Source organism: Rhizobium sp. AN73, assembly GCF_030757975.1.
GTDB classification, from domain to species: Bacteria; Pseudomonadota; Alphaproteobacteria; order Rhizobiales; family Rhizobiaceae; genus Agrobacterium; species Agrobacterium arsenijevicii.
In genome coordinates this window covers 1,373,294-1,399,640 of sequence record NZ_JARWME010000001.1, presented here as the reverse complement: position 1 = coordinate 1,399,640, position 26,347 = coordinate 1,373,294, and the positions used below count along the sequence as shown (strand labels likewise).

Here is a 26,347-nt window from a genome sequence, read left to right as displayed (position 1 = left end):
TTTTGAGGAAAGGCCAGCTTATCAAACACTCAACGTCATCCTTGGCCTTGTGCCGAGGATCCAACCACGTCTCAATCAATCGAGACGTTGCAGATGCTCGGGACAGGCCCGAGCATGACGGCGGAGAGAGTTGACAACTCCGCAACAAAAAAGGCGGCCCAAAGGGCCGCCCTTTCTCAAATCTCTGTAGCCTTATCGCTCAGGCCGCCAGCGCACGCGCCACAGCCTTGCGGATATCAGGAAGCGCGAAGGGTTTGGACACGACATCGACGATCTTTTCAGCGAGATCGTCGGCACGTTCGCGCTGTTCGGCATAACCCGTCATCAACAGGATGCGCATGGCCGGGAAGCTTGCGGCAGCGCGGTGCGCCAGCTCGATGCCATCCATGACCGGCATGCGGATATCCGAAAGAAGAAGATCGAAACTGGTCTCCTGAAGCTTCTCCAGCCCCTGCTCGCCATCGGCCGCCTCATGGGTCTCGTGACCGTCGAGACGCAGGGCACGGGCAACGAAGGCCCGCAATGCATCCTCATCTTCGGTAATCAGAATCTTCGCCATTAATCATTGCTCCTGGGCATCATTTCCAGCCGTGAGCAACATCGCAGGCTCCTCTTTTCAAGAGGTAAACACCCAGCCCTTCGCTGGGTGAATGGTTAATGAGGCGTCTCCGCCATGTGCCGTTCCGGCACGGCGAAAAGCCGCTCAGGCGTCGCCGGTGACAACACCGACAAAGGGCAATTCGCGGAAGGCGTAAGCGACATCCATGCCGTAACCGACAACGAAATAATCCGGACATTCGAAACCGACATAATCGGCCTCCAGATCTTCCTTGCGCTTGACCTTCTTGTCGAGCAGCACGGCGATGGTGACGTGGCGGGCGCCGCGCTCGTAAAGCAGCTCCTTGGCAAAACGCAGCGTGCGACCGGATTCAAGAATATCGTCGATCAAAAGGACATCGCGATCCTTCACGTCGCTATCGATATCCTTGACGATCTTCACGCCCTGCGAAACCGTGCCGGCGCCATAGCTCGAAAGCGTGATGAATTCGACTTCGGGAGCAAGGCCGCTATCATGCAGCGCACGGATAAGATCGGCCGCGAAAATGAACGATCCCTTGAGCACGGCGATGACCAGCAAATCCTTGGTCGGGCCACCGGCGATGTGCTTGGCCATATCGCGATTGCGCTCGGCAATCTGCTCGGCGGTGTATAGCGGCTCGATATTTTTTCCACGGACGACGGGCATTCTTTCTCCTGTGCTGCGCCTTGCCGATTTTACCTTTCAGTAAAAATACGAAGACCACGCGTTAGCACAGTCAACGTTCGGACGCACCCGCCTCGACGAAGGAAAGCTTGATCTCCGGCGTTTTTCCACCGGGATGGCGCAACTTTGCCGAAAATCCGTGGCTGAAACCGGGCTGCATCTGCCTGACCGGCGGCTCGATGACCATGCTGGCAACCAGCTGCCCCTTGGCGACGAAGAGATCGGCGCGAAGTGCGGGCACCTCTTCCAGGGCAGTGCCGTTATTTTCCACGATGCCGTTGATGAGCAGGACATCCATGCCGCCCGCCTCCTGCGGTGTGACGGTGACATGGGAAATGGCAAGCGGGTTCGCAGCCACAACCACTGGCTTTTCCGGCACGACCACAGACAGGCCGCCCGAGCAGACGAAAACAAAAATGGCGAGCGCCGCGACCAGCGCCGAATAGGCATCCACCGACAGGCGCGACAATTTGCGATCTACCCAGCCGATGAATGCATAACCGAGCGCACTGACGGTGACGGACGGTTTTTCCATCTGCCGGCGCGCTGCGCCGCGATTATCGTTTCCGGGCTGACGCGCACGGTTTTCCTTGATGGTGACAAATTCCGCGTCTACCACATCGGAGCCTGGGTTTACCGTCCGCGCTGTCCGGCGCGCCGGCGCTTCCGGCATCAGGAGGTCGAAATCGAATGCCGCTTGCCGGCGAGATGAACGGAACATAGCCATAGAATTCCTTGGGTGAGGTTTTCCGGCCCGCAAAACTGGGCATTGCAACGAATCCTGCCAAGTTTTAAATTTAATTGGTTAATGCTTCGCAAAAACGGCTCGCATAGGCCACCGGAACCGGGTTAAACGGCGCATCCGGGCCTTACGCGCCAGCGGTTTGCGAACCACCACGAAACGAAGAGACTGGAAGTCCGTTGATCCATTTCGAAAATGTCGGGTTGCGTTACGGCATGGGCCCCGAGATCCTGAGGGACATGACCTTCGACATTCCCAAGGGTTCGTTCCAGTTTCTGACCGGCCCTTCGGGTGCCGGCAAGACCACGTTCCTGCGCCTGCTCCTGATGTCGCTGCAGCCGACGCGCGGCAATATCCGCATGTTCAACCGCGATGTGTCGCGCATTCCGCGCAGCGAACTGCCCATGCTGCGCCGCCGCGTCGGCATCGTCTTTCAGGATTTCCGCCTGCTGGATCATCTGACGACCTATGAGAATGTCGCCCTGCCGCTGCGCGTGCGCGGCAAGGAAGAGAGCGCCTACCGCAACGATGTGATCGAGCTTCTGAAATGGGTCGGGCTTGGTGAACGCATCAATGTGCTTCCGGCGATCCTCTCCGGCGGGGAAAAGCAACGCGCTGCCATTGCCCGCGCATTGATGGACCAGCCGGAAATATTGCTGGCCGACGAGCCGACCGGCAACGTCGATCCGCCGATGGCCAAGCGCCTTCTCAACCTATTCCTGGAGCTTAACCGGCTGGGTACCGCGGTGGTCATCGCCACCCATGATTTCGGCCTGATGGACCAGATCGACGCGCGCCGGATGATCCTTACCGAGGGGCGGCTCGATATCTATGAATGAGATCAACCGCAAACAATTGACGCCTGACACGGCAGCCGCCAAACGCCCGGCGATGCGCATCCGCCCGATGGCGCCCATTCTGCCGCCCTCCAACATTCAGGGCAACGCACTGATGGTGGTGATCGCCATCATGGCGTTTCTCGCCTGCCTGACGCTCGGTGCCGTCTCCATGGTGCGCGCCACCGCCGCCACCTGGCAGAGCCAGATTTCCCGCGAAATCACCATCCAGATCAAGCCCGAGGACGGGCTGGACATGGATGCGGCGCTGACCAAGGCGCGTAATCTGGCGCTCACCTTTGTCGGCACACGGGATGGCACCATCCTCGACGACGCCGCCACCGCGCGTCTTCTCGAGCCGTGGCTCGGCAGCGGTCTCGATCTTTCCGAACTGCCGGTGCCGCGCCTTGTCGTCATTACCATCGATGAAAACCACCCGCCCGATTTTCAGGCGATGCGCGACATGCTGAAGGCCGAAATTCCGCAGGCGTTTCTGGACGACCACCGCACATGGGTCGACAGGCTCGTCTCCATGGCCAGAACCACGGTCATGATCGGCGTCGGTGTCCTCATCCTCGTCTTCACCGCCATGGTGCTGACGGTGGTGTTTGCGACGCGCGGAGCGCTTTCCGGCAACCGGCACATTGTCGAGGTTCTGCATTTTGTCGGTGCCGAAAGCAGCTTCGTGGCGCGGGAGTTCCAGAAGCACTTCCTGAAAATCAGCCTCAAGGGGGCGGCGGCGGGCAGCGCCCTTGCTGCCACGGTTTTCCTCGCTGCCGGTTTCTGGCAATCGAGCACGGTCGCAACGCCACAGAGCGATCAGGCAAGTGCGCTGTTTGGCTCCTTTTCCGTTGGCCTCAGTGGTTATATCGGCATCGCCACAACGATGATCATCATCGCGCTCCTCACCACCATCACGGCGCGCGTGACCGTCATCCGCACGATCGACGATATCGACCGTGTCCGTTCCGATCCGTCGAAAAGCGACGGTGTCGCATCGTGATACCGTCTTCCAAATCTCGCGAGGAAACTGCACCCGTCACAAGCCGGATGTAACCTGCGGACGGTGGACAAAAATGCCTGTTCCTTGCCTTAATCGGCGAGTATTCAGGAGGAATGTTTGTGAGTCGGACGGACCATGATCAGGATCAGACGACCACGCAACCGGCCAAAAAGGGCCTGTTGTCGCGGCGAAGCCGCTTGCGCCGTTTTATTCGCGGTCTCATCCTGCTTTGCGTCATTACTCTTGGGGCTTTTTCAGGCGGTTTTTTGTGGTTCGCCGATTCCGTTGCGTCCATGCGCCCGCCCGAGGGCGCGAAGGGCGACGCGATCATCGTCCTGACCGGTGGTTATCAACGCATCGAACAGGCTGTCGGCCTGCTGCGGGATGGCGTTGGCAAGCGCCTTCTGATCTCCGGCGTCAACCCCGCCACCACCCGCACGCAAATCCGCAAGATGACGCAGGGATCTTCGGACATGTTTTCCTGCTGCGTGGACATGGGCTACAAGGCCATTGACACCATCGGCAACGCCAATGAGGCTGCGAGCTGGATACGCGATCACGGTTATTCCGCCATCGTCGTCGTCACCAACAATTACCATATGCACCGCAGCCTGCATGAGTTGCGCAATGCCAGCCCGCAGACGGAATTCATCGCCTACCCCGTCATCAGCGCGGACCTTGCCCGCACCAACTGGTTCGTGGAGCCGGATGTCGTCCGAACCATGCTTTACGAATATATGAAATTCGTGATCGCGGCGGGACGCGACCTGACCGGTCTCGGCAAGGGTGACGGCCTGCGCAAGGCCGCCGCCGATCATCCCGCCATCAAGGCGTCAGCCGCTTCCCCATGAATGGCGAGAACAGGCTTGCTGCCGGGCCTTGTTTTCGTGTAGGCGTCTGGCATCGGCATCCGGCATCGAGGCGCGCTCAAGGGCTTCGGAACGGCTGCGCCCCGGGATGTCTGTTGATGCTCAAGCTGCGCTCTTTTCTTTTCAATACGCTCTTTTATCTCAATCTGATTGTCCGCATGATCGTGCTGACGCCGATCTATTTCATCCTGCCGCGCAAAATAGCCTATGAAATTCCCAAGAACTGGGCGCGATCCAACCATTGGCTGATGAAGGTCATCGTCGGCACCACCTTCGAGGTCGAGGGGCTGGAAAACATTCCCGAAACCGGCTGTATCTTCGCGCCCAAGCACCAGTCCTTCTGGGACACCTATGCGCTGCTGCCCAACCTTCCCGATCCGGTCTATATTCTGAAGCGCGAGCTTTTATGGATTCCGCTGTTCGGCTGGTATGCGATGAAGCAGCGCATGATCCCCGTCAATCGCGCCGCACGTGGCAAGGTGATGCTGAAGGTGATGGAGCGGGCGAAAGAGGAAATGGCAGCGGGCCGCGAGCTCATCATCTATCCCGAAGGCACGCGCCGCCCGCCCGGCGCCGAACCCGAATATCGTTACGGTATCGCCCGTCTTTACCGCGACCTGAAAGTTCCCGTCATCCCCGTTGCCATGCATCCCGGCCTGTTCTGGCCGCGCCGCTCGACCATGCGATATCCCGGCCATTTCAAGGTGCGGATTTTGCCGGCCATCGAGCCGGGGCTGGACCCCGACGTCTTTTTCAAGACATTGATCGAGGTGACGGAAAAGGCGAGCGACGAGCTGCTGCTGGAGACCGCGCGCAACAATCCCCACCTGCCTTTGCCGCCGACCGCCGTAAAGCGTATCGCCGAACTTCAGGGGACGGAGACCGCCGCCGGCTGAGCCGCGACCGTGCCGACACTCGCGGCGATGCTTTCCAGAAGCGAGTCGCGAATGCCCATATCCTGCAGATGCTGCACGGTGTTGAAAACGTAATCTGTGTTCGGGCCGGACCGGCCCGATGCGGCAGCAACAATGATGGCCGCCTCGGCAACACCCAGACCGCCGATATATTGCTCGTGGGCTGGATCGGCCACATAGGTCACGGCGCTGCCGCGCGTGCCATTGGCAAGTGCTATGGCGACGACGCGTTCCTTGTAGACATTGGTTACCAGTTCGCGCTCGCGCAGATAGGCCATGACCGGACCGTGGTCGGCTCCCCGCACCCGAAAGGCGACACCGAGGCAGGAACCGCCGCGCTCCAGACCCAGCACGAGGCCGGGCTTTTCTTCCGTACCGCGATACACGTTGGAACTGATGCAGAGGGAGCGCCGATAGCCGTGCAGCCGCGCCTGCTGCCTTTCCTCAAAGGCAAAGCCCGGGTTCCACATCAACGAACCGTAGCCAAAGACCCAAAAATCGTCCATATCCCAAGCCAAATCGTATTTATCTGAAGTCTGTTCATCGGAGATCAATATGGCATCGTCAAGCCAATCCGGCACGGTCAAAAAATTCCTCTGGCTTGGTATCGCCGTCGTGCTGGTCATCGGACTTTACACGGCGGGGTGGTTTTATGCCGCCGACAGGCTGAAGCAGACGGTTCTAAACGTCATCTCCCCCTCGCAGGCCAGAAACGTCAGCGGCGAATGCGGCGATATCGCCTTCAAGGGTTATCCGTTCCGCATCGGCCTCTTCTGCTCCAAGGTGACCGTGGACGACAAGCAGAATGGCGTTTCCGCTTCCTTCGGAGAATTGCGCTCCGCAGCACAGGTCTACAACCCCGGCCATATCGTCTGGGAACTGGACGGACCCGCTGAAATCCGCAACGCGCACGGCCTCACTGTTTCAGCCGCATGGCAGAATATGCAATCGAGCATCGTCACCAAGCTTAGGGGTATCGACCGCACCTCGCTCGTCATCGACGGTCTGAAGGCGCAGGCGGTTTCCACCGTCACCGGTCAGACGATCGACTTCGATGCCGCCAAGACGGAAATGCATCTGCGCCAGAACGGCGCCGATCTCGATGGCGCGATAACCGTGACCGACTCGGCGACCGTCATCAAGGACTGGCCGCAAATTCTGCCGCGCCTCAACGCCATCGCCGATGTCACCCTTGCCGGCAAGGCGGGCATGGTCGACGGCAGCGATGATACCGGGCTTTACGGCGCTAGCGGCGAGCTTCGCCGGTTGGTCGCCGATATCGGCGAGGGCCGCACCATGCGCATCAGCGGCCCCTTCTCCTTCGACAATGAGGGATATCTCTCCGGCCAGTTCAAGTTGGAGATCGAAAAGCTCGGCGCATGGTCTGATAATGCCAAGCAGGCTTTCCCGCAGCTGCAATCCACCATCGATACCGCCCGCAAGATGCTGCGCGCTCTCGCCGGTGGCGGTGACAGGGCATCGGTTGATCTCGTCGTGGACCGCGGCCGTGCCACCATTAGTGGCTTCATCCCGCTCGGGAAGATCCCGCCGATCTGAGCTGCAGACCTATATTCAATGTCATCCTCGGGCTTGACCCAAGGATGACGGAGGAAAGCCTGGCCGAATCGAATCCGGCCATGACGGCGTGGTAGAAGCGCCTTATTTCTTCTGGTCCAGCGTGTGACGGCCGAAGTCTGGCGCGTCGACATCCTGACCGGCCTGCACGATCGAGCGGCGGATGGCGCGGGTGCGGGAGAACAGCTCGAACAGCTTGTCGCCCTCCCCCCAGCGGATCGCCCTTTGTAGGGAGGCGAGATCCTCGGAAAAACGCGCCAGCATTTCAAGGATGGCATCCTTGTTGTGCAGGCAGACATCGCGCCACATGGTCGGATCGGAGGCGGCCAGACGGGTGAAGTCACGGAAGCCGGAGGCCGAATATTTGATGACTTCCGATTCGGTCACCGTCTCCAGATCGTCCGCCGTGCCGACGATGTTGTAGGCGATGATATGCGGCAGATGCGAGACGATCGCCAGAACCTTGTCGTGGTGTTCGGCATCCATTTCATCGACACGGGAACCAAGCGCCCGCCAGAAATCCTTCAGCTTTTCCAGCGCCTGGGCGTCCGTACCCGGCAGCGGCGTGAAGATGCACCAGCGCTCGCGGAAGAGGCCGGGAAAACCGGCATCCGGGCCGGATTTTTCCGTACCCGCCAGCGGATGTCCGGGAATGAAATGCACATTGTCTGGCATATGCGGCGCCATCTGCGCGATGACCGAGGCCTTGGTGGAACCGACATCGGTAACGATCGCGCCGGGTTTCAGATGCGGTGCGATCTGCTGCGCGACACTTTCCGATGCGCCGACCGGGACCGAAACGATGACGAGATCGGCATCCTTCACGGCCTCCGCCGCCGAGACGGTGTAATCCGTACCGAGCGCCAGTTCTTCCGCCCGTTTCAGCGTTTCCTCGCTGCGGGTGGAAATCGTGACATGCCGCGCAAGCCCCAATTCCTTGATGTCGCGGGCAATCGACGAGCCAATGAGGCCGATGCCGATCAGCGCGATGCGTTCGAACATGATCTCGCCCATTACGCCTGCCCCATAAACTCGGTGAGCGCGGCGATGACGCCGAGATTGGCCTCTTCCGAGCCGACGGTCATACGCAAGGCATTGGGGAAACCGTATCCACGCACGGCACGCAGAATGTAACCGCGGCGGCTCAGGAACTCGTCCGCATCCGTCGCACGCTTGCCATCCTGATCGGGGAAATGGATGAGGATGAAGTTTGTGACCGACGGCGTGACCTTGAGGCCGAGGCCGGTAAAGGTCGTGACCAGTTTTTCCATCCACAGGGCATTATGTGCCACTGCCTTTTGGACGAATGCCTGATCGCGGATAGCAGCGGCACCCGCCGCAATGGCCGGCGCGCTCATGTTGAACGGCCCGCGCACACGGTTCAGCGCATCGATAATATCTGCCGGAGCATACATCCAGCCGACGCGCAGTGCGGCCAGACCGTAGACCTTCGAGAAGGTGCGGGTCATCACCACGTTGCGGTTGCCGGACACCAGTTCGAGCCCTGCCTCGTAGTCGTTCTTGCGTACATATTCCGCATAGGCGGCATCCAGCACCAGCACGACATGTTTCGGCAGGCTGGCCTGAAGGCGGCGGATTTCCGCGACCGGAACGTAAGTGCCGGTCGGATTGCCGGGGTTGGCAATGAAAACCATCTTCGTCTTGGGCGTGACGGCGGCAAGCACGGCGTCCACATCGACGGCGCAATCCTTTTCCTTCACCGTGACAGGTGTCGCGCCTGCGCCCATGATCTGGATCTTGTAGACGAGGAAACCGTGTTCGGTGATGATCGCCTCGTCACCGGCACCGAGATAAACATGGCAAAGCAGGCCGAGAAGCTCATCCGAACCATTACCGCACATGATATTCGCGATGTTGAGACCATGCACATCGGCAATCGCCTGACGCAACGCAATCGCCTGACCGTCCGGATAGATTTCCAGATGGCTGGCGGCAGCACCGAAGGCTTCGATGGCCTTCGGGCTCGGCCCGAGCGGCGTTTCATTCGAGGAGAGCTTATAAACCTTCGCAACGCCGTCCACATGTTCCTTGCCGGGAACATAAGCGGCGATATCCAGAATACCCGGACGCGGAAGAGGTTGGCTAAGCTCTGCACTCATTTGATCGACCTTCGGAAATGCGCCGGAGAACCCGGCAAAAGCAATGCCGGAGGCATTAGACCGGAATGGGCGTTTTGTCGAGGGTCAGCGCGGCTTTCCATGCTTCACGGCAGTGCGGGTGGTGGGCACACCCTGCGGCGCCAGAACCGGCACGAAAACCCGGCGCGAGGCGCGCTGGGTGACCGGCAATCCCTGATAGAGACGTTTTTGCGCTTCCACCACGATAACGCCGGAAAACAGGGGCCACAGCCTGCGGCCGGTCAGTTCGAGGTAACGGCGGAATTTCAGCACAGGGCGGCTCGTCGTCGGCGGGAAAAACAGCGCCTCGGCGGAAGCCCCCGGCGTGAAATTGGTCTCGCGCAGAAGCGCCGTCAACTGCCCGCGCGAATAGGGTCGGCCGGAGCCGAAAGGCGTGTGCTCCATGCGCGCCCAGACACCGCGCCGGTTCGGCACCACGATCACCAGACGGCCGCCGGGCGCCAGCACCCGCCAGAGTTCCTTCAGGGTTTCGCGCGGATTTTCGGCAAATTCCAGCGCATGCACCATCAGCACCCGGTCTATCGACGAATCGGGCAGCGGCAATTCTTCGTCAAACACCAGCGCCGTGGAGGAAAGTTCGCCCGCCGGCCAGTTCACCGCCCCCTGTCCCGCTGGCATGAAGGCGAAGGTGCGCTCCGTGTCGTGACGGAACCGTTCCAGAAACGGCACCGCATAACCGAGGCCGACCAGCCGTTCTTCCGGCAAAGGCGGCCAGAGCGTCGAAAGCGCCATGGTAATCGCCTGTTCGGCCGCACGGCCAAGCGGGGAATGATAGAATTCGCGCAGATCGACGATATCGGTGTTCATGGGCGAGAATGTAGCATCAGGCGGTTGGACTTCAAGGCGTCTGCGCCTACATTGAAATACAGGCGGACAAATGCGCCGGTTTCGGCCGGCAAATCGAGAGGAAACAATGAAACCTTTGGAAATAGACGTCTTTCTTTGCCGCAGCGACAATTTCGGGGTTCTCCTGCACGATCCGGAAAGCGGGGCGACCGCTGCCATCGATGCGCCGGAGGAACGCCCGATCCTGCAGGCGCTCGATGGCCACGGCTGGAAGCTCACGCATATCTTCACCACCCATCACCATCAGGACCATGTGGAAGCCAATCTGGCGCTGAAGGATAAATTTCAGTGCGAAATTCACGGCCCCTATGACGAGGCGGTTGCGATCCCCGGCCTCGACCGTTCGCAGGCCGATGGCGACGAGTTCGAATTTGCAGGGCGTCGCGTTCAGGTCATCGCCACGCCCGGCCACACGGCGGGGCATATCTGTTATTATCTGCCCGATGACGGCCTGCTATTTGCCGCAGATACGCTGTTTGCCATGGGCTGCGGCCGCCTGTTCGAACGCCCGGCAGGGGATATGTGGCACTCTTTCCAGAAACTGATGGCGCTGCCGGATGACACAAGGGTCTATTTCGGCCACGAATACACGCTCTCGAATGCCCGTTTCGCGCTCACCGTCGATCCTGACAACGCGGTTCTGAACGAGCGCGCGGCGCGTGTCGAAAAAGCGCGGCAGGCGAATGAATTTACCATCCCCACCACCATCGGACTGGAAAAACAGACCAACCCCTATATGCGGGTCGCCGATGCCGGCATCCGCAAGCATCTTGGCCTTGAAGGCGCAACCGACGCCGAAGTCTTTGCGGAAATCCGCACACGCAAGGACAATTTCTGATGGGGGCCGATCTGTCTGCGGCAGCAATCATTCGCGAACTGGGGCTGGAACCGCACCCCGAGGGTGGTTTTTATCACCAGACATTTCGCGACAAGGCGGGCGGCGAGCGCGGCCATTCGACGGCGATCTATTATCTTCTGGAGAAGGGTGAGCGCTCACACTGGCATCTTGTCACCGATGCGGTGGAGGTGTGGCACTATTATGCCGGCGCGCCGATCGCACTGCATCTTTCGGAAGACGGCAGGGAGGTCCAGACCTTTACACTCGGCCCCGCCATTCTGGAAGGCGAGCGCCCGCAGGTGATCGTTCCGGCCAATTGCTGGCAATCGGCTGAAAGCCTCGGCGAATTCACCCTCGTCGGCTGCACCGTCTCGCCGGGCTTCGCCTTTTCAAGCTTTGTCATGGCTGAACCCGGCTGGTCGCCGGGAGACACGCCGTAACTGCATCAACCGCCATATTTGGTGGCGGTGATGTAAACTTGGCCTACCCGCGTCGGAATGACGGCGTAGACCGGCGCATAGACATCCATATTGTCTGATTTGGCGAACCAGATCTCCATGGAGATGGATTTCAGATATTCGATATCCTTGCGCCCCTGCCTATAACCCGACTTCGGCACGTAACGCGCCTTGCAGACTATGGCATCGCCGCTGAAGCCGTTGGTCTTGAAGGGTTTGGTGCCGCCGGGGCTCAAAACCAGATCCAGCCGCGATCTGCCGTCGTAGATCGGCAGGCGCGAAGGGCAGATGCGGCCGCCGGCGGGAATGATGAGGCCGGAGATCGGATCGAGGACGGAGCGCAGGTCGCCGTCCTTCACATTCACCCAGTTGTCCGGCCGGGCCTTCGGCTCCGGTTTCACCGTCGTCGATGTGACGTTGCCGTTGCGATAGACCACGTCATAGGTCCGCACCCGCTTGCCGTCCTTGTAGACCAGCGAATACGTGTTCGCCTGCAGCCGATGGCCGCGTTTGGCGCCTGATATCGTCGTCTTGCCGGAAATGTCCGCCAGAATGCTTGCAAGCCCCGCCGAACTGAAGGAACCGGAGATCGAATAGTTCGGGCCATTCATGCGAGTCGAAAAACTGGCTTTGGCGATCGGCAAAATGCCGAGATTGATGCTGTATTCGCTTGTATGGCGAGCTTCGGCGGCGAGCGAGGGAGATACGCCCGCAAACGCTATTGTCGCTGCCATGAAAATGCTTTTTCCTCTGGCAATCATTCGGATATCACCTTAAAAGAGGCGCGGAAGCGGCCTTATCGGGCGATCATATACGCCGACTTGTGGCAATAAAAAAGCGGATGCCGGTTGAAAACGCCGGAATTTCCTTTCATTTGCTCGCGAGCGGCTTGACTGTTAAGTCCCGTCTGACTATAGAACCGCAACTTTCCAATCATGGCCAGTTGGATTGCCACCACGGTTTTGCCGGTGGCGAGCCAGTGGTGAAACAGACAAAACGAAATAGGTGTACCCATGTCCCGTGTATGCGAATTGACCGGCAAGGGCGTCCAGACGGGCAACAACGTCAGCCACGCCAACAACAAGACCAAGCGCCGGTTCCTTCCGAACCTTTGCCAGGTTACGTTGATCTCCGATGCTCTCGGCCAGCGTTTCCGCCTGCGTGTTTCCGCAGCGGCTCTGCGCTCCGTTGAACACCGTGGCGGCCTCGATGCCTTCCTTCTGAAGTCCGGCGAAAACGAACTGAGCATGCGCGCTCGTCTCCTGCGCCGCCAGATCGCCAAGAAGACGGCCGAAGCTGCTTAATTAGCGGTTTCGACATCATCGATATTCAGAAGGCTTGAATGGCTTTGGCCGCTCAAGCCTTTTGTCTGTTCTAATGCGGCTCCAACTGGTGGCATCACCCAGGATAAAAAAATGCCCTACCTGCGCTACACGCTGATCTACGTTCTCTTGATGACACTTGTTGTCGTCGCCTCCAATATTCTGGTGCAATACCCCGTTGCCGGATCGCTGTTTGGCGTCAATCTCGGCGATCTTCTGACCTGGGGCGCCTTTACCTATCCGGTTGCCTTCCTAGTCACGGACCTCACGAACCGCCAGTTTGGCCCCTCGGTCGCGCGCCGCGTCGTGCTTGCCGGCTTCGTCGTCGGAGTCACACTGTCCTTCTGGACATCCATCCCGCGTATCGCGGTCGCTTCCGGCACCGCCTATCTGATCGGCCAGCTGCTCGACATTTCCGTGTTCAACCGCCTGCGCCGCCAGCGCTGGTGGCATGCGCCGCTTGCCGGCTCCATGCTGGGTTCGGTGCTGGATACGGCCCTGTTCTTCTCCATCGCCTTTGCAGCGAGTTTCTCCTTCGTTGGCCCCAACGATGCCTTCGCCATCGAAAACGCTCCTGTGCTCGGCGTCTTCGCCCTGGAAGCCCCTCGCTGGATCTCCTGGGCGCTGGGCGACCTTTCGGTGAAGATCCTCGTCGGCCTCGTCATGCTCCTGCCTTACGGCGCGCTGATGAACACGCTGAAGCCGATGCCAAAGACCGTCAAATCAGGCCGCGCTTGAGGCCTTGCAAGCGTGGATCAAATCACGCTTGCAAACTCGCAGACGGCGTTGCAGTCTGCCGTCCGTTGCATAGCTAGGAGGCAGGTCGACATGCAGATCAAGGACGTTATCGACACCGTGGATGCCACTAGCGCTACGCTCTCGGGCTCCAGCTTCGATGACGTCAATCTGTCGGGAACAGTCTTCAACAATGTCAATCTGGCCGGCACACGCTTCAACCAGATCAACTTTTCCGGCGCGTCGTTCACGGACAGCAACATGTCCGGCTGGTCTATCGACGACGTCAATTTTTCCGGTCTGAAACTGAGCAACACAAACCTGTCCGGCGCGCAAATCACAGCATGCCGAATGACCGGCATGAAGATCGACGGCATTCCCGTTGAGGATCTGATGGCTGCCTACAAGGCGACACAGCAGGTCTGAAGCTCACTCCACCAGCTTGAATTCAAGCATCAGATTGCGCTGGAGAAACGAGTGATTGTCGTCGGAAACGATGATGAGACGCGTGGAACCATCCGGCCCCTTCACCACATCCATACCTTCCATATTGTCGACCTGGTAGACCATGCCCGCTTCCAGCAGGATTTCGCCATCCACCACCGCGCCCGGCCTGATATCGGCAGCCTTGATGCGGCGGATGCGCATACCCACGCCTTCGGCGAAGTTGAACCGGCGCTCCAGAAGCAGCAGGTCACCATTGGGCAGGAAAGCGCCGTCCGTCACGTCGAATGACGAATGATGCACCACGCCGAATGTGCCCTGCAGCGGGCCCTCCAACACGGCGGCAAGAAGATTGCCGTCCGCATCGATGCTTTTTTCAGCCACCACGACCATGGCGCCGCCAAGCGGCGAATCGGCCGGCGATACCGCTAGGGCCTCCATGCCGCCATTGTGGCGCAACTCGCTGTTCGGGATGAGATGCGGCAGGCGACCGAGTGGCTTTGACGTCTCGAACCCCGGATCGGGATAGATATCGATCCTGTGCCGCTGCTCGTAGCTGACGAACACCTTGCCGTCGCGCAGCGCCAGACCTTCTGCGTCCATTTCCATCTTGCGGAAAGGCTCACGGCCGCTGACATCCAGCATGGCCGCGATACGGACGTCCGCCAGCCCGGACAGCGCCCCCGACGGGCCGCGTGTAATCCTGCCCGTAAGCCAGTGGCCGGTATCCAGCACGGCAACAAAATCCTCCCCGTTGGGGCGGAAGCGGATGGAAGATATCGCTCCGAACAATTTTTCCGGGGCGCTCATCACCATGCCGCCGATGAATTCCAGCTTGCCGAAACGCTTGGCGCTGGTGCCAACCTCGAAGCTGGGCAACAGGCGAACGCTGACCGGAACATCGATGGTCGACGCGCCGATGGAAACCGGAACAAGCGCTCCGGCCGCAAGAGCTGCGGCCATCGCCAGCGATTTACAGGAAAGAAAAGCCCGGCCCCGCTTATCCCGCACGGCGAACCTTGCGGGACGAGCTGACGGTATTGGTGTCCTCGAAAAGGGCGGCAAGCTGTTCGGTCATTGCGCCGGCCAGTTCGTCCGCATCCACGATGGTCACGGCGCGACGGTAATAACGCGTCACATCATGGCCGATACCGATCGCCAGAAGCTCCACCGGCGAGCGGGTCTCGATCTGCTCGATCACGGCGCGCAGGTGCCGTTCCAGATAGTTGCCCGCGTTGACCGACAGCGTCGAATCGTCCACCGGCGCGCCATCCGAGATCATCATCATGATCTTGCGCTGCTCGGGGCGACCGATCAGACGGTTATGCGCCCACATCAGCGCTTCGCCGTCGATGTTTTCCTTGAGCAGGCCTTCACGCATCATCAGGCCGAGATTGCGCCGTGCGCGCCGCCATGGGGCATCCGCCGACTTGTAGATGATGTGGCGCAAATCATTGAGGCGGCCCGGCGAGGCCGGTTTGCCGCTGGCCAGCCATTGCTCGCGCGACTGTCCGCCCTTCCACGCCTTGGTGGTGAAGCCCAGAATCTCGACCTTGACGCCCGACCGTTCCAGCGTCCGCGCCAGAATATCGGCGCAGGTGGCCGCAACAGTGATCGGGCGGCCGCGCATCGAACCGGAATTGTCGATGACGAGCGAAACCACCGTATCGCGGAACTTGGTGTCGCGTTCCTTCTTGAAGGAGAGCGGCTGCATGGGATCGATGATGAGCCGCACGAGACGGGCCGGATCGAGATAACCCTCTTCCAGATCGAAGTCCCACGAACGGTTCTGCTGCGCCATCAGGCGGCGCTGCAGCCGGTTTGCGAGCCGGCCGACGGCGCCCTGAAGATGTGCGAGCTGCTTGTCGAGAAAGGCGCGCAGACGGTCAAGCTCCGACTCGTCGCACAGTTCCTCGGCGTGGATTTCCTCATCGAATTCCTGGGTGAAGATGCGGTAGTCGACCTTCTCGTTGAAATCGTCGAAGGGGCTGTTCGGGCGACGGGTCTCGCCGGGCGTCTCGGAATCCTCGTCGAGATCATCGGACATTTCCTCGTCCGACATCTCGGCGCCGTCCATCTCGCCTTCTTCCATCTCCTCCTGCGAGGCCTCATTTTCATCCGCAGGCGTCGCGTCGGAACCCGCCTCTTCCTCGACCTGCTCTTCTTCGGTCTCGTTGGTGCGCGGCTGATCCTCGTCGGATTCCGTCTCCTGGCTCTCCGGCTCGTTATCGTCGTCGCCGAATTCCTCCGCCATCTGCATGGAGGTCAGCATCTTGCGCACCAGCCGCGAAAACGCCTTCTGGTCGCCAATTACCTTGGAAAGATCGCCAAGGTCGCCGGCGGCCTTGTCCTCGATGAAATCGCGCCACAGGTCGAGAACCTTGCCGGCACTCGCCGGTGGCTTTTCGCCGGTCAGCTTTTCGCGGACCAGAAGGGCCACGGCTTCGGCAAGCGGCGCGTCATCCTTGGTGTTGATGCCGGAAAAATTCGCCTTGGCGTATTTTTCCGTGTTCATGGCCTGAATGTTGGCGGCCATTCCCGGCATGCGCAGCGCACCGATGGATTCCACCCGCGCCTGCTCCACGGCGTCAAAGATCAGCCGCGCCTCGGCACCCTGCGGCGACATCACCGCATGCGTGTCGGCGTCATGGCAGGCAAGGCGAAGCGCCATGGAATCGCCAAGACCGCGGGTAATTGCGATTTCCTGTGCGGTGGGTTTTTTGGAAATTTCCGGCAGGCGCATGCGCTCCCCGGCAAGGCCGGGCCGCTCATTGGCGAAAACGACCTCGACCTCGGCATCGCCGGCAACGGATCGCACACATCCGGCAATTGCCTGACGCAACGGTTCCGTATCGACCGCCGTACCGGGTTTCGCTCTGGAATTGTCGCCGCGCGCTGCCATTGTCTTTCCTGTCATTTGTCGACGCGTCGGAGCCGCCCATCGAAGGATGCGCGGCCCGCCGGCGTCTTCAAGTCATCGGTGATGTTCTCCGGCCGAACCGGGGAAGATCAGGCGCTGAGAACGATGTTCGCAGCACTTTCCTTCAGCTCGACGCCGAAAGCCCGCTGATATTGCTCGGCAACCAGCGTGCGCTCCAACTCGTCGCACTTGTTGAGGAAGGTCACGCGGAACGCAAAGGCGAGATCCCCGAAGATTTCCGCATTTTCCGCCCAGGTGATAACGGTACGCGGGCTCATGACCGTGGACAGATCGCCATTGACGAAGGCCGAACGGGTAAGATCGGCCACACGCACCATCTTGGAGACGGTTTCGCGGCCCTTCGGGTTGTTGAGGCTCTTCACCTTGGCAGCAATGATGTTCACTTCCTGCTCATGCGGCAGGTAGTTCAGCGTGGTGACGATGGACCAGCGGTCCATCTGCGCCTGGTTGATCTGCTGCGTGCCGTGGTAGAGGCCCGTCGTATCGCCGAGGCCGACCGTGTTGGCGGTCGCAAAGATGCGGAAGGCGGGGTGCGGACGGATGACGCGGCTCTGGTCGAGCAGGGTCAGACGACCGGAAGATTCCAGCACGCGCTGGATAACGAACATCACGTCCGGGCGGCCGGCATCGTATTCGTCGAAGACGAGCGCGACATTGTGCTGGTAGGCCCAGGGAAGAATGCCGTCCTTGAATTCGGTGACCTGCTTGCCGTCCTTGAGGACGATGGCGTCCTTGCCGACGAGGTCGATACGGCTGACATGGCTGTCGAGGTTGACGCGCACGCAGGGCCAGTTCAGGCGCGCGGCGACCTGCTCGATATGGGTGGATTTACCCGTGCCGTGGAAGCCGGAAACCATGACGCGTCGGTTGTGAGCAAAACCGGCGAGGATTGCGAGCGTCGTATCGCGGTCGAAAAGATAGTCGGGATCAAGGTCAGGCACATAGGCGTCGCCCTGCGAATAGGCGGGAACCCGCAGATCCGTATCAATGCCGAAAACCTCCCGCACGGACACCGTCGTGTCGGGCAGGTTGGAAATATCAAGGTCGATTTTGCTCATCACGTCTCCAAGGCGGGCGGCGGCCACCCGGCCACATCATCAATCAGGCGGTAAACACGAACGTTGGCTTAGCAGAAACCTGACTGCTTTAACAATTGATATGCTTGAACAACAGCCCGAAAACGTTCTTCCGAACCGCGATCGCCACCATTAGCATCAGGATGGTGCTTTTTGACAAGCTCCTTGTAGCGCCTTTTTATCTCTTCCTGTTTTGCATTGGCAGAAAGGCCGAGCGTATCGAAGGCTTTCGCCTCCAGCGTCTTCAGCTTGCGATCCTGCTGCATGCGCTCGCCGCCGGCCCTTGCGCCGCCCGCAAAACCGCCGGCAAAGCCGAAAGGATCGCGGATGCGGGCATTGCCCGCCGCGCCGGAACGCAGCGTGGAGTGCAGCGGGCTGTCACGCGCCGTCTTGTTGACGCCCACCGTCCATGTCGGGCGATGACCGGTGATCGCCTCCTTCTGGTAACGGGCGATCTCCCCGTCGGAGAGGCCGGAGAAGTAATTATAGCCCTTGTTGTATTCTTTCACATGCTCGAAACAGAACAGGAAGAATTGCCCCTCGGCGTTGCGGCCGACGGGTGCGCGGTGAACGCCCGGCTTGTCGCATCCGTCCCATTGGCAGTTGGGAGCCTGAACCTCGGGTTCCCGCTCCCTTTTCCGGCGCGTGCGGATGCGGTCGAAATATTTCGAATCCAGTTTCATGATGCCCTGATTATGGGGTGCGAAAAGGCGCACAACAAGAATTGACAAAACGGAATGTTGCAGGCTTTTAGGTAGCCCCTTTCAAAGACCAGCCAACAGGATTGGAGCCCATCGCATGTCCCTGCGAGAACGCATAGAAACAAAGCTTCGGCAGAGCTTTTCGCCGGAACGCCTGGCGGTGATCGATGAAAGCCATATGCATGCGGGCCATCAGCCGGACATGACCGGCACGGGCGAGACGCATATGCGTGTTCAGATAGTGTCGGAAAGCTTTTCTGGCAAGTCACGCGTCGAGCGCCATCGGGCGATCAACGCGGTTTTGAAACCGGAACTCGACGCCGGCCTGCACGCACTTGCCATAGAGGTGGCAGCGCCGGGAGAGCCTACGCGGTTCTAGGGAAAGCGCAGCTACCCCTCAACCCGGATGTTTTTCCGACAGGAAGGACTGCACCTCGGACGTCGCGACATCATCGGCCACGAAGGACTGGCCGATGCCGTGGGTGAGGATGAAGGTGAGCTTGCCGCCCTTGACCTTCTTGTCCTGCCCGATCGCCGTCATCAGCATTTCGACCGGCGGCAATTCGCCGGGGATGTCCTTCATCGTCGTCGGCAGGCCCACCGCCTTCAGATGCGCTTCCACGCGCGCGGCATCATCAGGGCTTGCAAGGTTGAGACGGGCGGAAAACTGGTGCGCCAGAACCATGCCGATGGCGACGCCCTCGCCGTGCACCAGCCGCTTGCTGTCGTAATTCGTTGCCGCTTCCAGCGCGTGACCGAATGTATGGCCGAGGTTCAAAAGGGCGCGCACGCCGTTTTCCTTCTCGTCGGCCACCACCACATCGGCCTTCGCCTGGCAGCTCGTCGCAATCGCCTGAATGCGGGCGGGACCGCCGGTGCGGATTTCATCCCAGTTTTTTTCCAGCCAGAAGAAGAAGTCCGGCTTGTCGATCAAACCGTATTTGACCACTTCGGCATAACCGGCGCGGAATTCGCGCTCGCTCAGCGTATCGAGAACCGCCGTATCCGCCAGCACCAGATCGGGCTGATGGAAAACGCCGACAAGGTTTTTGCCGTGGCGGGTGTTGATGCCGGTTTTGCCGCCGACGGAGGAATCCACCTGCGACAGAAGCGAGGTCGGTATCTGCACAAAGCGCACGCCGCGACGCACGATGCCCGCCGCAAAACCGGCCAGATCGCCGATAACACCGCCGCCAAGCGCGATCACCGCGTCGTTGCGCTCCACCCGCGCGGAGAGAACCGCATCGCAGACGGTGACCAGATGTTCGAAGCTCTTGGTCTTCTCGCCGGCCGGCAGGGTCAGCGAAACAGCCTCGATGCCATCCGTCTGCAGGCCGTCCATCAGGCCTTCGAGGTAAAGCGGGGCAACATGCTCGTCGGTGATGATCGCTGCCCGTCTGCCCTTCAACCGCGACGAAATCTCGCCGCCTGCCCTGCCGATCAGGCCCGGTCCGATCAGAATATCATAGGCGCGCTCGCCGAGCGGCACATGGACAAGACGTTCGTCGGCGTGGATTTCGGAAGGCGTCATGAGGTCAGTCTTTCTGTTCGAGGCCGGCGATGGCGGCCAGCACTTCGGTCACGATGATCTCCTTGCGGACATCGCGGGATTCGATGGTCAGATCCGCTTCCGCATAGATCGGATAACGTTTCTCCATCAGGGCCGCCAGCGTGGCCTTGGGGTTTTCGGTCTTCAGAAGCGGGCGATGATCGCGCTTGTTGACCCTTTCCCACAAGACCTCGAGATCGGCCTTCAGCCACAGCGAAACACCGCCGCGCGTGATGTGCCGGCGGGTATTGTCGTTGATAAATGCGCCGCCGCCGGTGGAGATGACCTTGGGGCCGCCCCGCAGAAGCCGCTTGATGACCCGCGTTTCCAGCGCCCGGAATTCCTCCTCACCATAGGTGGCGAAAAGTTCGGCTATCGTCATGCGCGAAACACGCTCGATTTCGACGTCCGTGTCGATGAAGGAGACCTTGAGATGCTGGGCGACCATGCGGCCAATCGCGGACTTTCCAGCCCCCATCAGCCCCACAAAGACGACGTTGCGCCCGGCGAGTTTGGCCCGCGCTTGCTCCCCGAGTGTGGCCGGGACGGATAAATTCTTTTCATTCATAAAATTGAAAGCCCGTTTGGCATGGATATCTGCAAATGTTTACGAAGCGTCAAGCCAAATTGCTGATTGAATTGCGTTGAATCACAATCATCGCCGCATGAGACAGCGACGGACTACTGCTTTTTGATCTTGTCGCCGCTTTCGCTGCACCGCATATACATTCAGACCGCCACCTTCACGGAGCCGCCATGCCAACCCTCTTCCGCTTCACGATGATACTGGCAACCATCGCGGGGCTGATCTATGGCGGCATGGTGCTGCTGGTTTTGTTCGTCAAGCCGAACGATCGCGAGGTAACGGTGCGCATTCCCTCCGAGCGGCTGAACCCGCCGGCGGCGGAGCCGGCAAGGCGCACCCCATGAGCGGTAAAGAAATGAACGGGCGGGACGGCGCACGGCTCGAAAGTTTTCTGGAAATGATGAGCGCCGAACGCGGTGCCGCCGCCAACACGCTCTCTTCTTATGAGCGTGACCTTTCCGATCTGCGCGAGTTTCTCGGCGGGCGCGGCCAGTCCCTGATGGAAGCTGCGACAACCGACCTTTCCGCCTATCTGACCCATCTTTCTGCGCAAGGCTTTGCCGCCACCTCGCAGGCAAGACGCCTGTCCTCAATGCGGCAATTCTATCGGTTCCTTTATTCGGAAGGACTTCGCGGCGACGACCCGACTGGCATCATCGACGCACCCAAAAAGGGCCTCACCCTGCCGAAAACGATGAGCGTCGCCGACGTGACGAAGCTTCTCGGCATCGCCGCTGAGGAGGCCGCAGTAACCGGTCCCGGCCAGCTTGCCCGCATCCGTATGCATCTGCTGCTCGAACTGCTCTATGCCACCGGCATGCGCGTCAGCGAACTCGTTTCCCTGCCGGTGAAAGTGCTACGCCAGGAAGGCCGCTTCCTGATGATCCGCGGCAAGGGCAACAAGGACCGCATGGTCCTTCTGTCCCGCACAGCCATAGAGGCGATGGAAAAATACGACGCCGCCAGAAAATCGCTCGTCCCGGAGAAAAGCAAAACGCCCGCCCCGCAGAAGAAGGCGGACAGTCCCGAAAGCCCCTGGCTGTTTCCTTCGAACAGCAAGGAAGGGCATCTGCCGAGGCAGGTTTTCGCCCGCGACCTCAAGGACATTGCCATTCGCGCGGGCCTTAATCCTTCGGCGGTGTCCCCGCATGTCCTGCGTCACGCCTTTGCCAGCCACCTTCTGCAGAACGGCGCGGACCTGCGCGCCGTGCAGGAACTGCTCGGCCATTCCGACATTTCCACGACACAAATCTATACACATGTGCTGGAAGAACGCCTGCAAGAGCTGGTACAAACACATCACCCCCTTGCCAAACAGGGCAAAAACCTTGATTAGAGCGACCGGAACCGCCGGATAATCCGGCTCAAACCTTGCGCAAAACGATCGGAAACGGATCTCATGCACAATTATCTCGACTTCGAAAAACCTATCTCCGACCTTGAGGGCAAGATCATCGAGCTGAAGAAGCTTGCCGATGAAGACGAGAGCATAGACACCTCGGAGGAGATCAACCGCCTGGAATCGCGCGTCAACGACGCGATGCAGGACATCTATTCCAAACTGAATGCCTGGCAGAAAACGCAGGTCGCGCGTCACCCGCAGCGTCCGCATTTCGTCGATTACGCCAAGGCACTGTTCACGGATTTCACACCGCTTGCCGGCGACCGCAAATTTTCTGAAGACGCCGCCATTCAGGCGGGCCTTGCCCGCTTCAACGGCCAGCCCGTCGCCATTATCGGCCAGGAAAAGGGCAACGACACCAAAAGCCGCCTGAAACATAACTTCGGCAGCCCGCGCCCGGAAGGTTATCGCAAGGCGATCCGCGTGCTTGAGCTGGCTGATCGTTTCTCGCTGCCGGTCGTTACCCTCATCGATACGGCTGGCGCCTATCCCGGCGTTGGCGCGGAAGAGCGCGGCCAGGCCGAAGCCATCGCCCGCTCGACGGAAATGTGCCTCAACGTCAAGGTACCGATCGTCTCCGTCGTCATCGGTGAAGGTGGATCGGGTGGCGCAATCGCGATCGCCACCGGCAACCGCGTCTACATGCTCGAACATGCGATCTATTCGGTGATTTCACCGGAAGGTGCCGCCTCCATTCTCTGGCGCGATCTGACCCGCGCCAAGGAAGCTGCAACCAACATGAAGATCACCTCGGAGGATCTGAAGTCGCTCGGCGTTATCGACGGCATCATTCCCGAGCCGATGGGCGGCGCGCATCGCGATCCGGAAACCGTCATTGGTGCGACGGGCGATGTGATCGCCAAGGCGCTAGCCGATCTTTCGCAGCGTTCCGGCACGCAGCTGCGCGCCGAACGCCGCCAGAAGTTCCTGGATATCGGCCGGAATTTGTAACTCCGGCCTTATTTTCCTTGAATATCGCCCCAACTCGGCCATAGTCCGGTCACATCAAAAGATGTATCGGCGGCCGCGGGGGCGGATCCGATTTGAGTTAAGAAGATGTAAACGGTTAATACCGTATTTAAAATACACGTGGGCCGATGTAGAACTCTGTCGCCCGTGCCATCGTCTTTCGGATCAGATCATGCGTTTGATACATTTTGCACTTCTTGCCTGCACCGCGCTCGTTCTCACCGGCTGTAACGATACGCTTGAAACCGTCGAACGCGATGTTTCCCACGTCAAGAACAAGGTCGATTACCCCCTGTCTCCGGCGATTCTGGCCGAGATCGACAAGAAGGGCATGGACCGAACCTCGCCGATCATGATCCGCATCTTCAAGGAAGAAGGTGCGCTGGAAATCTGGAAAGCCAAGCGCGACAACCGCTTCGACAAGATCGCCGAATACCAGATTTGTGCATGGTCCGGCAAACTCGGCCCCAAGGTGAAAGAGGGTGACCGGCAGGCGCCGGAAGGTTTCTACAACCTGACGCCCGCGCACCTCAATCCGAACTCGAAATATTATCTCGCCATCAATACCGGTTTTCCGAACCGCTATGATCAGGCAAATGGCCGCAACGGCACCAACCTGATGATCCATGGCGCCTGCTCGTCCTCCGGCTGCTATTCGATGACGGACGCGCAGATCCTCGAAATCTACGGTTTCGCGCGTGACGGCTTCAAGGGCGGCCAGAAGACCGTTCAGTTGCAGGCCTTCCCCTTCCGCATGACGGCGGAAAACATGGCCCGCCACCGCAAGAGCGAACATCTCGAATTCTGGAAGATGCTGAAGGTCGGTTACGACAATTTCGAAGTCACCAAGCGTCCGCCGGAAGTGAATGTCTGCGAGAAGAAATACGTCTTCAACCAGCAGACGGAAGGCAGCAGCTTCAACGGCTCCGGCCAGTGCCCGCCCATGAGCACGCCGCCCGCACTCGCAAGCGCGCTTTCGAGCTACGAAAAGACCTACGATCTCGCCTATGCAACGGCGATGAAGAAATATGACGGCATGGCCTGGTACGACCCGAGCGAGGCGGAGCGCAAGGCGCTGGTTGCCGAAAAGCGCAAGGGCCGCGAACCCGCCTATGCGCCGACCGGCTCGGCGCTGAAGGCCGGCAAGCTGATGAAGGAAACCGAATATGCCGCGCTGATGGAGAAGAAAGCGCAGCAGCTCACCTCGTCTTCACCGGCAACGACGGCAACGGCCACCGCACTGCGCACTCCGCATCCTTCGGCAACCCAACCCGCCGCACCGCAATCCAACCCTGCCCCTGCTGCCCCGACAATGGTTGCCGCTGCCACGCCTTCGGTCGCTGGCCAGAGCGGAACCGCCGCCCAGGGCATCCCTGTGCCAACCATGAACCCGCTCGCCTTTTCCGCAGCACCGCCACCGGAAGCGCCGGAAAAGAAGCCATTCTGGAAGTTCTGGGCCAAGGAATGAGCGAACCAGCTGACATAATTTTCGATTTGAGGGGGGCTTAAGTGCCCCCTTCCGGTTTTAAGAAGTCGCAAGAAGCTGGTCGCTTTGAAGGCGGGCGATGTTCTGACCGTCGAGACGACCGACCCGCTGGCGGTGATTGATATTGCGCATATGTGCAATGAGGACGGGCACATGCTGGTTGAGACCGTTGCGCTGGATAAGGGGCATCGGTTTCGGATTGTGAAGGGATCGTAACCGACGTTCAACGACATCGGCGGAGGTTACCCCCCTCTGTCCTGCCGGACATCTCCCCCACAAGGGGGGAGATCAGCTGAGGCAGCCGTTCGCTCCCTCGCAACGTCAGTCATTGCGGTCTCAGTCATCGAAAAAAATCCGGAGCAGCCCACTTGTCGATCTCCCCCCTTGTGGGGGAGATGTCCGGCAGGACAGAGGGGGGTATCCCCGGCCACGAATGTTGAAATCCGCGAACCCCTTAAAACCGCAACCCGGAAACCGCCAGCGGATTGTCCGTCATTGCCTGCCTGTCCGGCCGATCAATACCCGGCGCGCCCGTGAAGGCGGCAAACAGGTCCTGTACGAAAGCTTCCGGCAAATCCTTGGTGATCAACACCATGCGCGTGCGCTGGTCCGATGGGTCCGGCCATGCCGCGAGGCGTTCAGGCGTGTGGAAAATGTTCTGCACGCCATGTAAGACCAGCGGTCGGTCGGGATTGTCCGACAGCTTGACGACGGCCTTCATGCGCAGCAGCTTTTCCCCATGCGCCGAACGCAGCAAATCCACGAACATATCGATCGCCATCGGGGCGATCGGCTTGTCATGAATGATCGAGAACGAGCGGATCGACGCATCGTGCCGGTTCACATCATGATCGTGGTGGTGATGGTGATGATCGTCGTGGTCACCATGATGGTGGTCATGATCATGGTGATGATCGTGTTCCGCCTCTTCACCCAGCCAGCGGCCGACATCGGCATTTTTGCTGCCGGGATCGTAAAGGCCGTTATCCAGAAGTGCCGCAGCACTCCAGTCGGCCCGGTCGCCATCCTCGATTGTCGCACGCGGGTTGAGCGCCTGAAGACGGGCCGTCAGCACGGAGATGGTGGAAGCGTCGGCAAGCGCGCGCTTCGTCATCACCAGTCGGTCGGCCACTGCCGCCTGTTTCACGGCTTCTTCGTGATTGTCTAGCGTGGAAAGGCCGTTCACGGCATCCACCACCGTAATCATGCCGTTCAGCACGAAATTCTGCGCAATCACCGGATTGCCCATAACCGACTGCATGACGGGGGCGGGATCAGCCAGACCAGTAGTCTCGATCACCACCCGCTTCACCGGCTTCAGCTTGCCGGTCTGGATGCCATCCATCAGCTCCGCCAGCGTATCCACCAGCTCACCACGAACAGTGCAGCACAGGCAGCCTTCCGCCAACTCGATGATGCCCTCGCCAGCACTTTCGACCAGCATATGGTCGATGCTGACATCACCGAATTCATTGATGATGATCGCGGCATCGCTCATCTCAGGGTCTTTGAGAAGCCGGTTGAGCAGCGTCGATTTTCCGGCGCCGAGAAATCCGGTGATGATGGAAACCGGGATGCGATCGCGAGACATGTCTTGCCTGTATGTTGATGGCCGCTCCGGCAGATCGTTGG

30 protein-coding genes and 1 pseudogene are annotated in these 26,347 nt (G+C 59.9%); 16 read left to right on the top strand and 15 right to left on the bottom strand.

Annotation, left to right across the window (positions count from 1 at the left end; genetic code table 11):
• Nucleotides 1–199: 199 nt before the first annotated feature.
• The 3 genes from RBH10_RS06195 to RBH10_RS06185 all read right to left on the bottom strand — a co-directional run bounded on the left by RBH10_RS06195 (nt 200) and on the right by RBH10_RS06185 (nt 1,985).
• Nucleotides 200–559 (bottom strand): response regulator, encoded by a 360-nt coding sequence (locus RBH10_RS06195; protein ID WP_281037800.1) that lies wholly within the window; start codon nt 557–559, stop codon nt 200–202.
• 144 nt (nt 560–703) lie between these two features.
• Complete coding sequence (gene hpt, locus RBH10_RS06190) at nt 704–1,246, bottom strand: hypoxanthine phosphoribosyltransferase (RefSeq protein WP_045018973.1); 543 nt, start codon at nt 1,244–1,246, stop codon at nt 704–706.
• A gap of 70 nt (nt 1,247–1,316) precedes the next feature.
• Entirely contained in the window at nt 1,317–1,985 is a 669-nt protein-coding gene (locus RBH10_RS06185; RefSeq protein ID WP_281037801.1) for a hypothetical protein, read from the bottom strand.
• Between the two features lie 200 nt (nt 1,986–2,185).
• On the opposite strand from RBH10_RS06185, the gene ftsE reads away from it, so the two are divergent.
• From ftsE to RBH10_RS06165, 4 genes are all read left to right on the top strand, one after another.
• The gene (gene ftsE, locus RBH10_RS06180) at nt 2,186–2,845 is read left to right on the top strand and encodes a cell division ATP-binding protein FtsE (RefSeq protein WP_003511334.1); all 660 of its coding nucleotides are present in this window, start codon (nt 2,186–2,188) and stop codon (nt 2,843–2,845) included.
• Nucleotides 2,838–3,845 carry an ABC transporter permease gene (locus RBH10_RS06175; protein WP_045018978.1) on the top strand — a complete coding sequence of 336 codons (1,008 nt, stop codon included), beginning with the start codon at nt 2,838–2,840 and terminating at the stop codon, nt 3,843–3,845. Before ftsE ends, RBH10_RS06175 begins: the two co-directional genes overlap by 8 nt.
• Before the next feature lie 113 nt (nt 3,846–3,958).
• Nucleotides 3,959–4,696: a YdcF family protein gene (locus RBH10_RS06170; RefSeq protein ID WP_045018980.1), complete on the top strand. Its 738-nt coding sequence runs from the start codon at nt 3,959–3,961 to the stop codon at nt 4,694–4,696.
• A 116-nt stretch (nt 4,697–4,812) separates the two neighbouring features.
• Nucleotides 4,813–5,610 carry a 1-acyl-sn-glycerol-3-phosphate acyltransferase gene (locus RBH10_RS06165; RefSeq protein ID WP_281037802.1) on the top strand — a complete coding sequence of 266 codons (798 nt, stop codon included), beginning with the start codon at nt 4,813–4,815 and terminating at the stop codon, nt 5,608–5,610.
• On the opposite strand, the gene RBH10_RS06160 is transcribed toward RBH10_RS06165, so the two are convergent.
• On the bottom strand, nt 5,583–6,134 hold the full coding sequence (locus RBH10_RS06160; RefSeq protein ID WP_281037803.1) for a gamma-glutamylcyclotransferase: 552 nt from the start codon (nt 6,132–6,134) through the stop codon (nt 5,583–5,585). The genes RBH10_RS06165 and RBH10_RS06160 overlap by 28 nt on opposite strands.
• Nucleotides 6,135–6,183: 49 nt before the next feature.
• Here RBH10_RS06160 and RBH10_RS06155 point away from each other — a divergent pair, with 49 nt between their 5' ends.
• Nucleotides 6,184–7,185: a DUF2125 domain-containing protein gene (locus tag RBH10_RS06155; protein WP_045018983.1), complete on the top strand. Its 1,002-nt coding sequence runs from the start codon at nt 6,184–6,186 to the stop codon at nt 7,183–7,185.
• 102 nt (nt 7,186–7,287) lie between these two features.
• Here the strand turns inward: RBH10_RS06155 and RBH10_RS06150 are convergent, their stop codons facing one another.
• From RBH10_RS06150 to RBH10_RS06140, 3 genes are all read right to left on the bottom strand, one after another.
• Complete coding sequence (locus RBH10_RS06150; RefSeq protein WP_281037850.1) at nt 7,288–8,313, bottom strand: prephenate/arogenate dehydrogenase family protein; 1,026 nt, start codon at nt 8,311–8,313, stop codon at nt 7,288–7,290.
• Nucleotides 8,217–9,323 (bottom strand): histidinol-phosphate transaminase, encoded by a 1,107-nt coding sequence (hisC, locus tag RBH10_RS06145; protein WP_045018987.1) that lies wholly within the window; start codon nt 9,321–9,323, stop codon nt 8,217–8,219. Before hisC ends, RBH10_RS06150 begins: the two co-directional genes overlap by 97 nt.
• An 84-nt stretch (nt 9,324–9,407) precedes the next feature.
• A complete protein-coding gene (locus tag RBH10_RS06140; protein WP_281037804.1) occupies nt 9,408–10,169 on the bottom strand; it encodes a class I SAM-dependent methyltransferase in 762 nt (253 codons plus the stop codon).
• Nucleotides 10,170–10,275: 106 nt separating this feature from the next.
• Between RBH10_RS06140 and gloB the strand changes: the two genes are divergently transcribed.
• On the top strand, nt 10,276–11,046 hold the full coding sequence (gloB, locus tag RBH10_RS06135; protein WP_281037805.1) for a hydroxyacylglutathione hydrolase: 771 nt from the start codon (nt 10,276–10,278) through the stop codon (nt 11,044–11,046).
• A complete protein-coding gene (locus tag RBH10_RS06130; RefSeq protein ID WP_281037806.1) occupies nt 11,046–11,486 on the top strand; it encodes a cupin domain-containing protein in 441 nt (146 codons plus the stop codon). The genes gloB and RBH10_RS06130 overlap by 1 nt, the downstream gene beginning before the upstream one ends.
• Before the next feature lie 5 nt (nt 11,487–11,491).
• Here the strand turns inward: RBH10_RS06130 and RBH10_RS06125 are convergent, their stop codons facing one another.
• Nucleotides 11,492–12,265 (bottom strand): DUF3108 domain-containing protein, encoded by a 774-nt coding sequence (locus RBH10_RS06125; protein ID WP_306180467.1) that lies wholly within the window; start codon nt 12,263–12,265, stop codon nt 11,492–11,494.
• Between the two features lie 252 nt (nt 12,266–12,517).
• On the opposite strand from RBH10_RS06125, the gene rpmB reads away from it, so the two are divergent.
• From rpmB to RBH10_RS06110, 3 genes are all read left to right on the top strand, one after another.
• On the top strand, nt 12,518–12,808 hold the full coding sequence (gene rpmB, locus RBH10_RS06120; protein WP_003509888.1) for a 50S ribosomal protein L28: 291 nt from the start codon (nt 12,518–12,520) through the stop codon (nt 12,806–12,808).
• A gap of 111 nt (nt 12,809–12,919) precedes the next feature.
• On the top strand, nt 12,920–13,564 hold the full coding sequence (locus RBH10_RS06115) for a queuosine precursor transporter (protein WP_045019001.1): 645 nt from the start codon (nt 12,920–12,922) through the stop codon (nt 13,562–13,564).
• Nucleotides 13,565–13,654: 90 nt separating this feature from the next.
• Nucleotides 13,655–13,987 (top strand): pentapeptide repeat-containing protein, encoded by a 333-nt coding sequence (locus tag RBH10_RS06110; protein WP_281037808.1) that lies wholly within the window; start codon nt 13,655–13,657, stop codon nt 13,985–13,987.
• A gap of 3 nt (nt 13,988–13,990) precedes the next feature.
• Here RBH10_RS06110 and RBH10_RS06105 read toward each other — a convergent pair whose 3' ends face one another.
• The 4 genes from RBH10_RS06105 to RBH10_RS06090 form a co-directional block, all read right to left on the bottom strand.
• Entirely contained in the window at nt 13,991–14,968 is a 978-nt protein-coding gene (locus tag RBH10_RS06105) for an esterase-like activity of phytase family protein (protein ID WP_281037809.1), read from the bottom strand.
• 37 nt (nt 14,969–15,005) lie between these two features.
• Nucleotides 15,006–16,907: a cobaltochelatase subunit CobT gene (cobT, locus tag RBH10_RS06100; RefSeq protein WP_281037810.1), complete on the bottom strand. Its 1,902-nt coding sequence runs from the start codon at nt 16,905–16,907 to the stop codon at nt 15,006–15,008.
• 107 nt (nt 16,908–17,014) lie between these two features.
• On the bottom strand, nt 17,015–18,004 hold the full coding sequence (gene cobS / locus RBH10_RS06095) for a cobaltochelatase subunit CobS (protein WP_003511352.1): 990 nt from the start codon (nt 18,002–18,004) through the stop codon (nt 17,015–17,017).
• A 68-nt stretch (nt 18,005–18,072) separates the two neighbouring features.
• Nucleotides 18,073–18,705, bottom strand: a complete 633-nt coding sequence (locus RBH10_RS06090) for a J domain-containing protein (RefSeq protein WP_045019212.1) — start codon at nt 18,703–18,705, stop codon at nt 18,073–18,075.
• Nucleotides 18,706–18,820: 115 nt separating this feature from the next.
• Between RBH10_RS06090 and RBH10_RS06085 the strand changes: the two genes are divergently transcribed.
• Complete coding sequence (locus RBH10_RS06085; RefSeq protein WP_281037811.1) at nt 18,821–19,102, top strand: BolA family transcriptional regulator; 282 nt, start codon at nt 18,821–18,823, stop codon at nt 19,100–19,102.
• A gap of 18 nt (nt 19,103–19,120) precedes the next feature.
• On the opposite strand, the gene aroB is transcribed toward RBH10_RS06085, so the two are convergent.
• Together aroB and RBH10_RS06075 are read right to left on the bottom strand one after the other, a co-directional pair.
• Complete coding sequence (aroB, locus tag RBH10_RS06080) at nt 19,121–20,254, bottom strand: 3-dehydroquinate synthase (RefSeq protein ID WP_281037812.1); 1,134 nt, start codon at nt 20,252–20,254, stop codon at nt 19,121–19,123.
• A gap of 4 nt (nt 20,255–20,258) precedes the next feature.
• Nucleotides 20,259–20,840, bottom strand: coding sequence for a shikimate kinase (locus RBH10_RS06075; RefSeq protein WP_045019010.1), 582 nt, complete (start codon nt 20,838–20,840; stop codon nt 20,259–20,261).
• A 188-nt stretch (nt 20,841–21,028) separates the two neighbouring features.
• On the opposite strand from RBH10_RS06075, the gene RBH10_RS06070 reads away from it, so the two are divergent.
• From RBH10_RS06070 to RBH10_RS06050, 5 genes and pseudogenes are all read left to right on the top strand, one after another.
• The gene (locus RBH10_RS06070; protein WP_281037813.1) at nt 21,029–21,202 is read left to right on the top strand and encodes a histidine kinase; all 174 of its coding nucleotides are present in this window, start codon (nt 21,029–21,031) and stop codon (nt 21,200–21,202) included.
• Nucleotides 21,199–22,194 carry a site-specific tyrosine recombinase XerD gene (gene xerD / locus RBH10_RS06065; RefSeq protein ID WP_281037814.1) on the top strand — a complete coding sequence of 332 codons (996 nt, stop codon included), beginning with the start codon at nt 21,199–21,201 and terminating at the stop codon, nt 22,192–22,194. Before RBH10_RS06070 ends, xerD begins: the two co-directional genes overlap by 4 nt.
• A gap of 63 nt (nt 22,195–22,257) precedes the next feature.
• Nucleotides 22,258–23,211 carry an acetyl-CoA carboxylase carboxyltransferase subunit alpha gene (locus RBH10_RS06060; RefSeq protein ID WP_306180464.1) on the top strand — a complete coding sequence of 318 codons (954 nt, stop codon included), beginning with the start codon at nt 22,258–22,260 and terminating at the stop codon, nt 23,209–23,211.
• 190 nt (nt 23,212–23,401) lie between these two features.
• Nucleotides 23,402–24,697 (top strand): murein L,D-transpeptidase family protein, encoded by a 1,296-nt coding sequence (locus RBH10_RS06055; protein ID WP_281037815.1) that lies wholly within the window; start codon nt 23,402–23,404, stop codon nt 24,695–24,697.
• Nucleotides 24,694–24,931: pseudogene (locus tag RBH10_RS06050) on the top strand (sulfurtransferase TusA family protein). The gene RBH10_RS06055 and the pseudogene RBH10_RS06050 overlap by 4 nt, the downstream one beginning before the upstream one ends.
• 238 nt (nt 24,932–25,169) lie before the next feature.
• On the opposite strand, the gene RBH10_RS06045 reads toward RBH10_RS06050, so the two are convergent.
• Nucleotides 25,170–26,306 (bottom strand): GTP-binding protein, encoded by a 1,137-nt coding sequence (locus tag RBH10_RS06045; RefSeq protein ID WP_281037817.1) that lies wholly within the window; start codon nt 26,304–26,306, stop codon nt 25,170–25,172.
• Nucleotides 26,307–26,347: the final 41 nt, after the last annotated feature.

Bases quoted from the DNA above. Each gene is read 5' to 3' on its own strand.
- RBH10_RS06195 (WP_281037800.1), bottom strand. From the start codon at position 559: ATGGCGAAGATTCTGATTACCGAAGATGAGGATGCATTGCGGGCCTTC.
- hpt (WP_045018973.1), bottom strand. From the start codon at position 1,246: ATGCCCGTCGTCCGTGGAAAAAATATCGAGCCGCTATACACCGCCGAG.
- RBH10_RS06185 (WP_281037801.1), bottom strand. From the start codon at position 1,985: ATGTTCCGTTCATCTCGCCGGCAAGCGGCATTCGATTTCGACCTCCTG.
- RBH10_RS06175 (WP_045018978.1), top strand. From the start codon at position 2,838: ATGAATGAGATCAACCGCAAACAATTGACGCCTGACACGGCAGCCGCC.
- RBH10_RS06170 (WP_045018980.1), top strand. From the start codon at position 3,959: ATGTTTGTGAGTCGGACGGACCATGATCAGGATCAGACGACCACGCAA.
- RBH10_RS06165 (WP_281037802.1), top strand. From the start codon at position 4,813: ATGCTCAAGCTGCGCTCTTTTCTTTTCAATACGCTCTTTTATCTCAAT.
- RBH10_RS06160 (WP_281037803.1), bottom strand. From the start codon at position 6,134: ATGGACGATTTTTGGGTCTTTGGCTACGGTTCGTTGATGTGGAACCCG.
- RBH10_RS06155 (WP_045018983.1), top strand. From the start codon at position 6,184: ATGGCATCGTCAAGCCAATCCGGCACGGTCAAAAAATTCCTCTGGCTT.
- hisC (WP_045018987.1), bottom strand. From the start codon at position 9,323: ATGAGTGCAGAGCTTAGCCAACCTCTTCCGCGTCCGGGTATTCTGGAT.
- RBH10_RS06140 (WP_281037804.1), bottom strand. From the start codon at position 10,169: ATGAACACCGATATCGTCGATCTGCGCGAATTCTATCATTCCCCGCTT.
- gloB (WP_281037805.1), top strand. From the start codon at position 10,276: ATGAAACCTTTGGAAATAGACGTCTTTCTTTGCCGCAGCGACAATTTC.
- RBH10_RS06130 (WP_281037806.1), top strand. From the start codon at position 11,046: ATGGGGGCCGATCTGTCTGCGGCAGCAATCATTCGCGAACTGGGGCTG.
- RBH10_RS06125 (WP_306180467.1), bottom strand. From the start codon at position 12,265: ATGATTGCCAGAGGAAAAAGCATTTTCATGGCAGCGACAATAGCGTTT.
- rpmB (WP_003509888.1), top strand. From the start codon at position 12,518: ATGTCCCGTGTATGCGAATTGACCGGCAAGGGCGTCCAGACGGGCAAC.
- RBH10_RS06115 (WP_045019001.1), top strand. From the start codon at position 12,920: ATGCCCTACCTGCGCTACACGCTGATCTACGTTCTCTTGATGACACTT.
- RBH10_RS06110 (WP_281037808.1), top strand. From the start codon at position 13,655: ATGCAGATCAAGGACGTTATCGACACCGTGGATGCCACTAGCGCTACG.
- RBH10_RS06105 (WP_281037809.1), bottom strand. From the start codon at position 14,968: ATGGCCGCAGCTCTTGCGGCCGGAGCGCTTGTTCCGGTTTCCATCGGC.
- cobT (WP_281037810.1), bottom strand. From the start codon at position 16,907: ATGGCAGCGCGCGGCGACAATTCCAGAGCGAAACCCGGTACGGCGGTC.
- cobS (WP_003511352.1), bottom strand. From the start codon at position 18,004: ATGAGCAAAATCGACCTTGATATTTCCAACCTGCCCGACACGACGGTG.
- RBH10_RS06090 (WP_045019212.1), bottom strand. From the start codon at position 18,705: ATGAAACTGGATTCGAAATATTTCGACCGCATCCGCACGCGCCGGAAA.
- RBH10_RS06085 (WP_281037811.1), top strand. From the start codon at position 18,821: ATGTCCCTGCGAGAACGCATAGAAACAAAGCTTCGGCAGAGCTTTTCG.
- aroB (WP_281037812.1), bottom strand. From the start codon at position 20,254: ATGACGCCTTCCGAAATCCACGCCGACGAACGTCTTGTCCATGTGCCG.
- RBH10_RS06075 (WP_045019010.1), bottom strand. From the start codon at position 20,840: ATGAATGAAAAGAATTTATCCGTCCCGGCCACACTCGGGGAGCAAGCG.
- RBH10_RS06070 (WP_281037813.1), top strand. From the start codon at position 21,029: ATGCCAACCCTCTTCCGCTTCACGATGATACTGGCAACCATCGCGGGG.
- xerD (WP_281037814.1), top strand. From the start codon at position 21,199: ATGAGCGGTAAAGAAATGAACGGGCGGGACGGCGCACGGCTCGAAAGT.
- RBH10_RS06060 (WP_306180464.1), top strand. From the start codon at position 22,258: ATGCACAATTATCTCGACTTCGAAAAACCTATCTCCGACCTTGAGGGC.
- RBH10_RS06055 (WP_281037815.1), top strand. From the start codon at position 23,402: ATGCGTTTGATACATTTTGCACTTCTTGCCTGCACCGCGCTCGTTCTC.
- RBH10_RS06045 (WP_281037817.1), bottom strand. From the start codon at position 26,306: ATGTCTCGCGATCGCATCCCGGTTTCCATCATCACCGGATTTCTCGGC.